This is a genomic window from uncultured Methanobrevibacter sp., assembly GCF_946184425.1.
GTDB lineage: Archaea > Methanobacteriota > Methanobacteria > Methanobacteriales > Methanobacteriaceae > Methanocatella.
The window spans coordinates 1-14,208 of sequence record NZ_CAMHFP010000053.1 but is presented as its reverse complement, the minus strand read 5'-3'; the positions used below and the strand labels follow the sequence as shown (position 1 = coordinate 14,208).

General features: G+C 32.8%; 7 protein-coding genes. 2 read left to right on the top strand and 5 right to left on the bottom strand.

The features are described 5' to 3' along the window. A partial coding sequence (locus tag Q0P94_RS09530) for a hypothetical protein (RefSeq protein WP_295116018.1) occupies positions 1-495 on the top strand: 495 nt, incomplete at its 5' end. 56 nt (positions 496-551) lie between these two features. Here the strand turns inward: Q0P94_RS09530 and Q0P94_RS09525 are convergent. Next, a complete protein-coding gene (locus tag Q0P94_RS09525; RefSeq protein ID WP_295116016.1) occupies positions 552-716 on the bottom strand; it encodes a hypothetical protein in 165 nt (54 codons plus the stop codon). Positions 717-1,227: 511 nt separating this feature from the next. Between Q0P94_RS09525 and cobQ the strand changes: the two genes are divergently transcribed. Continuing rightward, positions 1,228-2,754: a cobyric acid synthase CobQ gene (gene cobQ / locus Q0P94_RS09520; RefSeq protein ID WP_295116014.1), complete on the top strand. Its 1,527-nt coding sequence runs from the start codon at positions 1,228-1,230 to the stop codon at positions 2,752-2,754. Positions 2,755-2,767: 13 nt separating this feature from the next. Here the strand turns inward: cobQ and Q0P94_RS09515 are convergent, their stop codons facing one another. The 4 genes from Q0P94_RS09515 to Q0P94_RS09500 form a co-directional block, all read right to left on the bottom strand. Next, positions 2,768-3,808 carry an aldo/keto reductase gene (locus tag Q0P94_RS09515; RefSeq protein ID WP_295116012.1) on the bottom strand — a complete coding sequence of 347 codons (1,041 nt, stop codon included), beginning with the start codon at positions 3,806-3,808 and terminating at the stop codon, positions 2,768-2,770. A 247-nt stretch (positions 3,809-4,055) separates the two neighbouring features. Next, the gene (locus tag Q0P94_RS09510) at positions 4,056-4,898 is read right to left on the bottom strand and encodes an aldo/keto reductase (protein ID WP_295116010.1); all 843 of its coding nucleotides are present in this window, start codon (positions 4,896-4,898) and stop codon (positions 4,056-4,058) included. Between the two features lie 51 nt (positions 4,899-4,949). Next, on the bottom strand, positions 4,950-6,629 hold the full coding sequence (locus Q0P94_RS09505; RefSeq protein WP_295116008.1) for an MATE family efflux transporter: 1,680 nt from the start codon (positions 6,627-6,629) through the stop codon (positions 4,950-4,952). A 15-nt stretch (positions 6,630-6,644) separates the two neighbouring features. Continuing rightward, entirely contained in the window at positions 6,645-14,195 is a 7,551-nt protein-coding gene (locus tag Q0P94_RS09500) for a non-ribosomal peptide synthetase (RefSeq protein WP_295116006.1), read from the bottom strand. Positions 14,196-14,208 lie beyond the last annotated feature (13 nt).

The following is a 14,208-nucleotide window of genomic DNA, read 5'->3' as shown; positions in this document are numbered from 1 at the left end:
GCTAAAGAAAATCTTTATGCTGACTATGGTACAACGGCTGGAAGTAATGTAGCTATTGTGCCTCCCGGAATTGAATCTAAAATCTTAGGTGGTAATAACTACCAGTCAGATTATACTAGACAAACGGAAATCTTTAGAAATAATATTTTAAGAACTTTTGTAACACCGCAATCTCAGGCAGGTAATGAAAAGTCTAATCAGAATGTGGCTGAATACATAAACGATTCAGCTATTACTGGATTTATTGTTAATGTAGCTAATGACCAGAAGTGGGTGTTAAAGTATTGTAATGAATTATTAAATCATCAATTGGAGTTAATGGGTATTAATGAAACTTTAGATATTTACTTCAGCTATTCAAGAGATGATGTATTAAGATACATTATGGAATTGTCTTCTGAAGGTGATAAAATCTATAAGAATTATCTCAGTAACTTTGAAGAGGAACAACCTGTAGGTGAAAGGATTTTAACAGATAGTGGTGTTGAAATATAATATATAAAAAAAGTTTTTCTAAAAATGATAGTTATTATAGGATAAAACTATAATGACTATCTATTAATTTTTACTTGGATTAACTTTCCAACGAAAGCACCTAATGTCGCAAATAATGTCATAGTAGGTATGCTTGTAGTTAATGAAGAGATAAAATCCAAAATGGTGATAACAACTCCGCAAATAATGCCCATTATTATGGCATAAATTAAAACAAACAAAATACTTGTATTTTTGAGTTATTGTACTTCTCAAGTACAGGGGTTCAAAAATTTTTGTATATTGGTTAGAAAAATAATATCCCCAAACGACATTTAATAAAAAGATAATTTAAGAACACGAACATTAATAAAATTCATATCATTAAATCAAAATAGTCAAAAATATCAAAATAATATGATAAAATAAAATTTAATCAAAATAAAATAAAAATAACGAATAATTATGTATTTAAAGTAACTGTTAAATATTAAAAATAATAAAATTAAATATTACAAGATAATTTACAATAATTATTTCTTGTTAATCGAATTTGACAGATGTGTAAAAAAAAAGTTAAAAACCACAATACCACTTTTTATATCAGACGTATTTAACCCCCTGATAACTTAAAAATAAAAATTGTGATTTGAAAACAGAAAAAACACATCTTCAAATAAGATTAAAAATCAAATGACTTTTTTTCTTTTAGAATTTAAAATTATTTATAACATTAGTTCAATATTTTATTACATGACAAAATGTATCATGGTTCAAGGAACTTCATCAAATGCTGGAAAAAGCATGCTTGTAGCGGCTTTATGTAGAATATATAAAAACAGGGGATACAAGGTAGCTCCCTTCAAATCCCAAAACATGTCTCTAAACTCATACACAACAAAAGAGAATGGAGAAATTGGAATTGCGCAAATGTTACAAGCACAGGCAGCAATGATTGAACCAAGCATACATATGAATCCTGTCCTATTAAAACCAAAAGGAGATTTTACATCCAATGTGATAATTCAGGGAAAATCAATAGGAGATATGAATTTTTACGATTACCAGCACAAATACCATGATACCGCTTTAAATGCCATTAAGGAAAGTTTTGACATTTTATCAAAGGATTATGACATCATAATCATTGAGGGTGCCGGTTCACCTGCTGAAATCAATATGCGCAAGCAGGACATTGCAAATATGGAAATAGCCCACATGGCCGATGCCAATGTAATTTTAATTGCAGATATCGAAATGGGCGGTGTTTTTGCATCAATTGCCGGAACATACGTTTTGCTTGATGATTATGACAGGTCACGACTTAAAGCAACAGTAATCAATAAATTTAGAGGAAATCTGGACATTTTAAAACCGGGCCTTGACAGGATTGAAGAAATTACAGGAGAACCTGTTTTAGGAGTATTGCCTTACGATGAAACATTGAAACTGCCTGAAGAGGACTCTGCATCATTGACAACACATGAATTCATTGAAGGAAATGACATTACAATTGGTGTTATTAGACTTCCAAAGATTGCCAATTTCACAGACATTGACCCATTTGAATTTGAAGACGATGTTTCACTTAAAATGATTGGAGTCAATGACGATATAGGTGATGTTGATGCAATAATTATTCCCGGAACCCGTAATTCAACCGAGGATGCATATGCCCTTCATGAAAGTGGACTAGCCGATAAAATCATCAAAAAATCAGAAGAGATTCCGATTGTTGGAATCTGTGGAGGATTGCAAATCTTAGGAAACATAATCCATGATGAAAATAAAAAGGAATCAAAACATGGCACCATTAAAGGTTTAGGATTACTTGACATCGAATCTGAATTTTCAAGAGCTGATAAAATAGTAACTCAGTCTGTTGCAACAGTACCTTCTGAAATAAACGGTATTGCCGGAGAGATATTTAAAAATATTGCAGGTGAAGAAGTTACAGGTTATGAGATACATGAAGGTACAACAAAACTCATCAATTCCACAGCATTGCTGGAAATAAAGCAGGGTCAGGGAAATAATGAGGAGGGTCTGATTGATGGAGCATCTTGCGGAAATGCATTTGCAACTTATTTCCATGGAATATTCCACAATTACAACTTCAGAAGAGAATTTTTAAATTACATAAGAGTTAAAAAAGGTCTTGAAGCAAAATATGGTGAAGACCCTTACGAAACACAAAAAGATTATTCTTTAAACAGACTGGCAGAAATAGTTGAAGAGAATCTTGACATGGACATTATTGACAAACTAATTTTCGATTAAAAAAATAAGATAATTAAATCTTATTTTTTGTATGCTTTGCCCAAACCTTTTCGTTATCACTAGCTGAAACTTTGTTGTCAGCCATGACTCCTACCAAATCATGAGCAACATACGGCTCTTCCAAATAAGAAATATTATCTTTTGTCAATTTTAAATCAACAGAATTTACTGCTCCTTCTACATGATGCATTTTGGTTGCACCAACAATCGGAGAGGTTACTTTTTCCATAAGCCATGAAAGAGAAACTTCAGTCATTGACACTCCCAAACTGTTTGCAATTTCGTTGACTCTTCTGATGATTTCACCATCCTGGCTTTCTGTTGATTTGTATTTCAATTCAGCATAAAAATCTTCTTTTAATCTTTTTGATTCCTCACCAGGCATCCTTGACAGTCTTCCAGATGCAAGAGAACTATAAGGAGTTGTTGCAATATTGTCTGCTTTACAAAGGGGAATCATTTCACGTTCTTCCTCTCTAAAAATCAGATTGTAATGGCCCTGAATCGATACGAATTTAGGAAATCCCTCAGCTTCAGCAAGAGCATTGGCTTTTGCAAGTTGCCATGCAAAGCAGTTTGAAATTCCTATATATCTTACCTTACCCTCTTCAATCACTTCACTCAAACCTTCCAAAATATCATATAATGGAGTATTATAATCCCACATATGGTAAATATACAAATCAATATAATCAAGACCCAAATTGTTTAAACTTTTATCAACCATATTGTGAATATGCTGTTGGCCTGAAACGTTATTTTTGATGTCCTCTTCTGATCGAGGCAAGAATTTAGTTGCAAGGACTATATCATCTCTTGATGAATATTCTCTTATTGCTTTTCCGACATATTGCTCTGAAGTACCATTCTGATAGCCGATAGCAGTATCATAAAAATTTATACCGTTATCCATCCCATTTTTAATTATTTCTAGAGATTCCATTTCAGGCAATGTCCATGTATGCATTCCATTATTTGGGTCTCCGAAACCCATACAACCCATACACACTTTACTTACCTTCAGATTAGAATTTCCCAATTTAACATACTTCATAATAACAAATCCTTTAAATTATGGAAAATATTTCAAATATAAAAAAATTATGAGAGTTAAATAATAAAAAAATAGAAAAAGAAATTATTTCATCTCTTTTTCCCAAATTCTGATTGTATTAATATTAGCCTTATCAGCCAATTCTTCCATTGTTTTTATTTCATCTTGTGAAAGTTCAATGTTGACCGTTCAATTTTTAATTGGAATAATTCCTGCTAAAAAACCGAGGCAAGGCAAAATTCAAATATTAGACTATTTCTTCATTCAACTCTTTTGCAGTGTCTGGATCATCAAAGTCCATGAACGGACTTTTACCAGTATCTATTTCCTTTATTTTTTTAATTTCTTTATTTGATAACTCGAAATCAAAAATATCAATGTTTTCCAACATCCTCTTTTTCTTTACTGATCTGCATATTCCCGGAATATCCCTGTCAATTAGCCATCTTAAAATAATTTGAGGAGTGCTTTTAGAGTATTTTTCTGCGATTTCCACCAAAATAGGGTTTTTAAATAAATTATTTATCCCTTCTGAAAACGGACCCCAAGCCTGATGACAAACCCCTAATTCATCCATATACTCATTTGCTTCATGCTGCTGAAAATACGGAGTGGTTTCAACTTGATTGACCTGAGGAACAATATCATTGTTCATTACTAAATCTATCAAACGGGCTGAATTAAAGTTGGACACCCCAATAGAGAGAACTTTACCTTCTTTTTGCAAATCCTGTAATGCCCTATAAGAACCATAATAATCACCAAAAGGTTCATGAATTAGGAATAAATCAAGATAATCCGTTTGAAGATTTTCCAAAGATTTATTGAATGCTTTAATGGTTTTATCATAACCTGCATTGCTAACCCAGTTTTTGCTTGTTAAAAAGATTTCATCACGTGAAATCTCTGATTCTTTAATTGCATCTCCAACTTCTTTTTCATTATAATAAACTTGTGCATTATCTATTGAACGATAACCCACTTTCAATGCTTCAAGAACTGCTTTTTTTGTTTTTCTTTGTTTTATTTCATAAACACCAAAACTCAATGCAGGTATTTTTTCCCCATTATTCAATTTAAAATATTCCATATAAATCACATCTTCATTAATAAAACTTGATAATTACTAATTTTAAAAACATTAACTCTTACCCATGACATATTCAATTGTATTAAATCCTAAAACCTCAGCACATTTGAAAAGGTCCGCAGGAAAGCTATGTTTAAGAGTTTCCAGGTTTTCCTGTTCGCCATCATACTTGATATCAACATGGATATTATCATCATAATCTATAACTAACACTTCCACATAGGTACCTGGGTCATTTGTATCAAAAATCACATCAAAAATCTTATCAGTATTGTTGCAGAACTCATCACTTGCATCTAATTCTTTCAAATGGTTTAAACATTCTTTTCTGGAATTCATGTCATTGTCTGTCAAGACAAAGTTTTTGGTTTTATGAACCAAATCATTTTCAACAAAGAACAGGCCACTGTATTCAGGCTCTCTTCTCTGAATTATTTTAACACCAATGATAATGACAATCATTGAGATTATACAGGATATCGGAAAACCTATCCATATTCCATTAGATCCAATTAGATTATATAATGCAACTACCGTAGCCAGTGGGATTGCGAGTGTGAAGAGAACTGAAATTATTGATGAGAAAACAGGTCTTTCAATAGCTTCATAGTAGAATATCAACATGTTAGGAAGTACTGACAGGATAAAGAAGAATGAATACAATCTAAGTGCATTTATTGCAAAATCCGCCATCTCAACATGATTGAAATTGTAAAGAGCCAAAAATCCTTGAGGCCATGACCATAGAAGAACTGTCAGGATAACTGCAAAAATCATTGTAATTATTAGAGACCTTTTAATTAAATGATTTAAATTTACATAATCATGTTTTGAATAATACACCGGAACAATTGATGTCAGTGTTTCTGAAACTCCAATATCAACAATACTTGCAAGCACTAATGCATCCATACATAACAAGTATGTTGCCAATCCAACATCTCCCAGGTTTGTTACCAAGAAAATATTCATTATATAAACGAAAATCACATCAAAAATACCCATACTTGCCCCAGGGAAACCTACCTTCATCATGTGCCATGTAGTTTTTAGAAAAGTCTTGATTTTGAGTGCTGAGCGAACAAAACGAAATGTTCTTTTGGAATTGAAGATATATAACAAACATACTCCTAAGGCAATACTATATCCTATAAATGATGCAAGTGATGCTGAAGCCATACCCATTCCAGAAGATAAAAAAACATAATCCAAAACAATATTGATTGCATTAGCTATTATAATAACTGCTGATGCCAAATTTGGCTGGCCATCTACACGGATGTATTGAGTAAGTACCGCAGCAACGGTAGATACAACAAAACATCCATATAGGAATTTGGAATATTCCATTACAAGTGGCTTTGAAGCAGGTGTAGAACCTAACAATGTAGCCAATTCCCCAAAAAAGAATAGGCAAAAAACTGCCATTATGACAGATGCAAGAATTGACACAACAATTGATGTTGTAAAGTAACGATTACTTCCATCAACATCAAATTCGGCTTTTTTATTTACAGCTATAATTTGCCCTCCAAGTCCAAATAACCATTCAAAGACAGTTATTAATAAAACCATAGGTTCTAATATTTCAATTGCAGAAACTGCATTTGGCCCAATAAATGATCCAACAAAAAAGGAATCAATTACAGAGCTTATGTTCAAAGCCATTACTATAAGTAAACTAGGCAATAATAATTCTTTAAATTTACTGTCCGCTATCTTAAAATTCATATTTACATCTCGGATTTAATCAAAATAATGTACCTCATTTAAATAACCTATAAATCTTTCAAGATACTCTTTATCACATTCCGGCCAGTCAAATCCTAATGAACTGAGAATATCTAATGTTTGATCTATTTTTACAAGTTCCTCATAATCTCCTTCAACTTCTTCATCTTCCTCTTCAAAGTCAAAATCATTAATACTCATGTCAGCAGTAATGATTCCCTGAATATTTTCATCCATGTTTTGCTCATAGATTTTTCTGAATTCTTCAGGAGTTACCTCATCAATATCAAATCCGAATGAATTTAAAGTATCGAATATATCACTGTTAGGTATTATTTTATCACTTACAGCATGGAATATTCTTGATTCTTTTGGTGTTTTAGCAAGAGCAAGAGTTGCTTTTGCCACATAATCAATCGGACTTAATTCAACAAGTTCTTCTGAAATTTCAGGAATTGTTGCTTTTAAGTTTTTAATAGCCTTAATGTTATTCAAGAAAGCATTAGTGTCAAAGTTTTTCTGGAATCTACCATCACTGTAACGACCCATGAGGTTTCCTACCCTTATTATTTTTACATTTAGACCGGTTAAAGCTTTTTCAAGAACCATTCTTTCTGCAAGGAACTTACTGTTCAAGTACTTGTTAGACAAGTCTTGTCCCCAGTATAGGGTTGTTTCATCACATTGAACGTTTTCAATATCGGTATCATCAGTAAATTCATCCAGAACACTGGTTGTTGAAATTTGAACATAATTGATGTTGTTTGCTTCAGCAAATTCAAGTCCGTTAACTACTCCATCAACGTTAACTCTGAATATGTAGTCGTCATGAGTGTAGTGTTTTACGATAGCTGCACAGTTGATAATTGTATCAATTGGGAAGTTTTCTAACTTCTTGAAGTCATCGAGACTTGTAATATCTCCTTCACTTAAGATTATGCGTGATCCGATAAGGTCGCTGAAGTCTTCATCGAAATAGTAATCCATCAGGTCGAGTAAACGTTCTTCACAGCTGTCGAATTTACCTTTTCTAATCATACAGTAAATGGTTCCTTCTTCATTTTTAATGTATTCATACAATACGTGAATACCCATGAATCCAGTTACACCAGTTAACAGGACATTGCCCAATTCAAGATTTGTACCTTTAGCAAAGTTTTCAAAAGTGTTTTGCTCAAGAAGCTTGTGGATTTTTGTGTAATCATAGTTTTCAATAATGTCCACATCCAAATCATCGGACATGCCTTCACCTGACAAGAAACTGGCTAATGCTCTTGGAGTTTGATTTCTGAAAATATCATCATATTTCACATTATAATCCTGTTTAAGCAATTCAATGATTAGTTTAGATGCAATAAGTGATGTTCCACCTATTTCAAAGAAATTATCTTCTGCACCAACAATTTCTATGTCCAAGATAGATGAATATATTGCACATATTGTTTGTTCAAGTTGGTTTTTAGGTGCAACATAATTTAATTCCAATTTAGGTTCAGGCAATGCTTTTACATCTGTTTTACCATTAGGAGTTTGAGGCATATCATCAATTTGCATGAATACAGTTGGAACCATATATTGAGTTAATCTTTCACTCAAGTAATCTTTAAGTTCATCTTTGTTGATTTCCTCTTCTGCTGTGAAGTAAGCGCACAAGTGTTCATTGTTTCTTATTTCCTTGATTACAACAATATTCTGTTTGATGTTAGGGAAATTGGAAATGTTTGATTCAATTTCACCAATCTCTATTCTCAATCCTCTGAGCTTGATTTGGTTGTCAATTCTACCTTTTATATCAATTTCACCATTTGGAAGTTGTATTGCATAGTCTCCGCTTCTGTAGTATGGAATATCATCAATTGTCAGATATACCTCTTCGGTTTTGTCAGGCATATTGTAGTATCCTTTACCTACACCAACACCACCAATGTAGAGTTCACCCATTACGCCATCAGGCAGGAGTTTTCCGTCAATATCCCTTACATCGGTTATGTAGTTTCTTAAAGCTTTACCGATTGTGATGTTTTCAGGGTCAGTTATTTCCTTATAGTTGGATGCAATTGTAATCTCAGTTGGTCCGTAACTGTTGTATACTTTAGCATCAGCATATTTTTTAACTCCTTCAAATGCTTTTGCTGAGAACTGTTCTCCACCCATTACAATACATTTGGCGCATTCGATTGCATCGCAGAACTCTTCAAACTCTAAGTAGGATAACAATCTTGAAGGTGTGAATTCCATAACTTCCGGTTTTTCACGTTTAATCAACCTTATTAACTCAACAATGCTTTTTATTTCATCATCATTTGCAAAGATTATTTTTATTCCGTTTGTAATACCTGTAAGGATATCTTCAAGAGATGTATCGAATGCGATTGTTGCAATACTTAATAAATTATTGTATTCGCATTTTGGATTTGCTTCTGTTTGGTTACATGCATTTTCATGACTGATCATTACACCTTTTGGATTACCTGTAGAACCTGAAGTGTAAATCATGTATGCCAAATCATCACATGAAATTTCAACATCCGGATTTTCATCATTGCCTTCTTTAAGCAATTCTTCAATAGATAATGAATTAAGTGCAAGGCCATCCACATTAATGATGTAATCTGCTTGACTGTTTTCATATATGTATTCAATTCTTTCTTTAGGGAACTTTAAATCGAGTGGTATGAATGCACAACCTGCTTTTAATACACCGATTATTGAAGCAATCAAGTCACTAGTACGAGGAAGCATTATCAAAATATTGCTTCTCGGTTTCACACCTTTTTTGATTAATGCATTTGCTATGCGATTTGCCTTTTTGTTAAGCTCATCATATGATAAGGAATCATCACTTGCAACAAGCGCAATTTCATCCCCTTTAGCTGCCACTTGCTCTTCGAAACGTTTATGTAAGAACGGATTAACAACTTCTTCGAATTCAGGCAATAGCAAGTTAGGTACAAGTTCGATTTCATTAACTCTTAATTTATCCATATCGTTAACAAAGAACTGGACTAAAATGTATTTAATGGCCTGCAAGAATTTTTGAACATACTCTTCAGTATATATTTGGTCATTATATTCAATGTAAATTCCAATATTTTCCCCGTCATCATAAATATCCAAGTTAATCTTGTAATCAGTTGCTACAGTACCGTCAAGCTCTTCCATAGCGTAAGTGTTTCCGTTCAATTCAAGATTATCTGTTTCGAATGCTCCATGATATGCATAGAAGAATTCAGGTTTTAAGTGATAATCCTCTGAAAGTTTAGTGTATGAATAATTACTGTGCACTAATGAATCTTTCCATGATTTGTCCACTACTTTAATGTAGTCTTCAATCATCATGTCCCTTTTTGAACTGTCAACCATTATCGGAAGTGTTTTAACCAACATTCCCTGAGTGTTGTAGTAATTGGAGTTTGACCTACCATTGAAAATAGTTGTTATCAATGCCTTATCAGAGAATGTAAATTTATTTAAAGCCAATAATGTAGCACTCATGAACAGAACATTTGGACTTATGGAATGGTCTTGACAGAACAGTCTTACGAAGTTTGAATTTATTGAATCTCCTATAAGTTTGATTTTAGCTTCATCAGGATTTCCGTTCAAGTTTGGAGTTAAAACAGTTGATTCAAATCCTTGAGCAAATTTATTTTTATAGAACTCTTTTGAGACTTCATTTTCTGCAAGTTGCTCTTCAATTAAACTGTAAGCAAATCCATCTACAATTTCACTTTCAATTTCCTCACCATTATACATGCTAATAATGTCTTCAAAGAGAAGATCCTGTGAAACACCATCAGTGATAATATGATGAATATCAAGGAACAATACAGTTTCACTTGGAGTTTTATAGATTTTGAATTTGAATAACTGATTGTCTTCTATTGGAATATAGCTGATGTCATTTTCCATCATCTCTTCATTCGTAATTGAATCTACTTCAGCAATTTCGATATCATCAATTTCTATATCATCACATCTTTTTTGTCTTAATTCCCCTTCAGGAGTGGTAATTATTCTTGTTTTAAGATATGGATGTGCTTCAACAGTATCAATTATTGCCTGTTTGAGTTTGAACGGATCAACATCACTGCCAAAGTGTATTGCTGAAGGCATTGTGTACTTGATTTCCTGTGTCTGCATACATTCGTAGTAGATACCTAACTGGTTGGAAGTCAATGGGAACAGTTCCATTGTCTCTGCAGTCTTGATAATTTCCGGAATATCTATTTGAGTATCAATATTGTTGTCTATTTTGTCTGAAAGACTTTGGATTGTAGGATTGTTGAACAAATCAGTTATCTCAATGTTTACATCTGTTTCATTATAAATCATTGAATTCAGTTTCATCAGTGTTAATGATGTGAATCCTAATGTGTATAAATCATCAGTGATTCCGAATTCCTCTGCACTTGTAAGTGATGAAACGAGTTTGAATAATTTTTTCTCAGTTTCGGTTTCAGGTTCAACGAAATCAAGTGCCAATGAAGGTTCAGGCAATGCTTTCATGTCAGTTTTACCATTTGGCAATTGTGGAATTTCATCCAATTGCATGAATACAGTTGGAACCATGTACTTGGTTAACTTGCTTTGCAAGTAACGTTTAAGGAGTTTGGTGTCAATATCCTCTTCAGCAGTGAAGTATGCACATAAATGTTCGCTGTTATTCATTTCTTTAATTGCAACAACAACACGTTTAATATTAGGGAATCTGGATATGTTGGATTCGATTTCACCTATCTCAATTCTTAATCCTCTAAGTTTGATTTGGTTATCAATTCTTCCTTTAATATCAATGTCCCCATCAGGCAATTCTATTGCATAGTCTCCGCTTCTATAGTAAGGAATGTCATTTATGGTTAAGTACACCTCTTCTGTTTTTTCAGGCATGTTATAATATCCTTTACCGACACCGGTACCTCCGATGTATAGTTCTCCCATTACTCCTTGAGGCAGAAGTTTTCCATCAATATCCCTTACTTCAGTTACATAGTTAGGTAAAGCTTTACCAATAGTAATAACGTTCGGATCAGTTATTTCCTTGTAATTGGAAGCAATAGTCGCTTCTGTTGGTCCATAACTGTTGTAAACTTTTGCATCACAGTATTGTTTTACTTCATTGAATGCTTTGGCTGAGAATTGCTCTCCTCCCATAACGATACATTCAGCGCAGTCAATCACTTCACAGAACTCTTCAACTTCCAGGTAAGACAGTAACCTTGATGGTGTGAATTCCATAACTTGTGGTTTTTCTGTTTTGATTAACTGTATCAAATCAACTACATTCTTGATTTCAGTATCATTAGCAAATATTATTTTAATTCCATTGGTTAAACCTGTAAGGATATCCTCAAGGGATGTGTCGAATGCAATTGTTGCAATGCTTAATAAATTATCATATTCACATTTAGGATTTCCTTCAGTTTCGTTACATGCATTTTCATGACTAATCATTACACCTTTAGGTTTTCCTGTGGAACCTGATGTGTAAATCATGTATGCAGTATCATCAGGAGAAATTTCTACGTCAGGAGCTTCAATATTATTTTCTTCAAGCAATTCTTTAATGTTTAATGAAATTTCAAAAGTTTCATTAGAGATTATGTAATCCGCTTCACTGTTTTCATAAATGTATTCAATTCTGTCTTTAGGATATTCCAAATCAATTGGGATAAATCCGCATCCAGCCTTAAGAATACCAATAATTGAGGCAATCAGGTCTTCTGTTCTCGGAAGCATTATCAGGACATTATGTTTCGGTTCAACTCCACGTTTAATCAAACCATTAGCTACACGATTACTTAACTCATCCAGTTCACGATAAGTGAACTCTTTTCCATTGGATACCAATGCAATTTCATCAGGTTTGCTTTCAACTTGCGCTTCGAAACGTTTATGGATGAATGGATTTTCAAGAGGGATGAATGTTGGTTTTTCCTTAGTTGTTTCCAGTTCAACATCACAGATTCTGAATGTCTCAACGTCATTGTCAATGAATTGGTTCAATACTGTCCTAATTGAATCCAGGAATGTTTTTACATAATTTTCGGAGTACAGTTGGTCATTGTATGATATTCCAATATCAATCGAAGTTTCCTGTTTAAGCACTGAAATATCTATTTTGTATTCTGTTTCCTCCGTTGCATCAGCCAATTCATAGTTTTCATAATCCTTGCCGTTTATAACTAAGCTTTCAGATCCTGAACCCTCATTATATGAATAGAATATTTCAGGTTTTAACTGATATTCCTCAGCAATATGAGTATATGGATAAATACTATTGTTAATTGAATCAATCCAAGTTTTATCAACAGATTTGAGGAATTTTTCAATAGTTAATTCTCTGTTTTCATTTTTAATAATCAATGGCAATGTTTTTACTAAAAATCCTTGAGTATTATAATAGTTAGGGTTTGTTCTTCCATTGAATATTGTAGTAATTAATGTCTCATCACTATAAGTGAACTTATTCAAGCTCAATATCATAGCAGACATAATCAATGAATTGTGTCCGATTGAATGTTTTAAACAGAAATCATCGATTTTACTTATATCAAATCTGTTATAAACTAATTTAATCCGTCCGTCTTCAGGGTCCCCATTGAGATCAGGAGTTAAAACTGTTGAATCGATTTCCTGTGATAGCTTGTCGTCAAAGAATTTTTTAGCAGATTCATATCTTTCGCTGTTTTGCAGGTCATTCTCAATAAGGCTGTATACATAACCGTCAACGATTTCTTTTTCAATTTCTTTATTTTCATATGCATCCCCCATATCTTCAAACAATAAGGCTTGTGATTCCCCATCTGTAATTATATGGTGGAAATCGCTGAATAATAAAACTTCATCAGATGTTTTATAGATTTTGAATCTGAATAACTGTTCATCATCCAATGAAAATGCTTTTACATCATTTTTAATAATGTCAGCATCACTTATTGAATCTACTTCAACAATCTCAATATCATCTATTTCAGCAGAAACATTTTTATATTGTTTTATTGTACCATCATCAGCTGTTACGATTCTTGTTTTAATATATGGATGTGCTTCAACTGTTTTGACAATTGACTCTTTTAATTTTTCAGCATCAATGTCATGGTCAAACCTTGCAATTGCAGGCATAGTGTATTTGATTTCACCAGGGCTTTGCATGCACTCATAGTATATACCTAATTGATTTTCTGTCAATGGGAAGTACTCTTGAGTCTCTGCCAATTCAATAAGTTCATCTAATTTTGATGATTGATCATCATGGTTTAAAATCTCATCGGAAAGTTTTCTGATAGTTGGACTGTTAAACAATATTGAAATGTCTAGATTTACATTCATTTCCTTATAAATTAATGTATTTAATTTCATCAATGTCAATGAAGTAAATCCTATAGCATATAAATCATCAGTCACACCGAATTCATCTGTTCCGATTAAATCGGAAGTGATATCAAACAGTTTTTCTTCTGTTTCATTTTCAGGTTTTACATTTTCCAGTTCTAATTTAGGTTCCGGCAGTTTCTTGGTATCAGTTTTACCGTTAGGTAATTGTGGAATTTCATCCAATTGCATGAACACAGTTGGA

Bases quoted from the DNA above. Each gene is read 5' to 3' on its own strand.
- Q0P94_RS09510 (WP_295116010.1), bottom strand. From the start codon at position 4,898: ATGGAATATTTTAAATTGAATAATGGGGAAAAAATACCTGCATTGAGT.
- cobQ (WP_295116014.1), top strand. From the start codon at position 1,228: ATGACAAAATGTATCATGGTTCAAGGAACTTCATCAAATGCTGGAAAA.
- Q0P94_RS09505 (WP_295116008.1), bottom strand. From the start codon at position 6,629: ATGAATTTTAAGATAGCGGACAGTAAATTTAAAGAATTATTATTGCCT.
- Q0P94_RS09500 (WP_295116006.1), bottom strand. From the start codon at position 14,195: ATGCAATTGGATGAAATTCCACAATTACCTAACGGTAAAACTGATACC.
- Q0P94_RS09515 (WP_295116012.1), bottom strand. From the start codon at position 3,808: ATGAAGTATGTTAAATTGGGAAATTCTAATCTGAAGGTAAGTAAAGTG.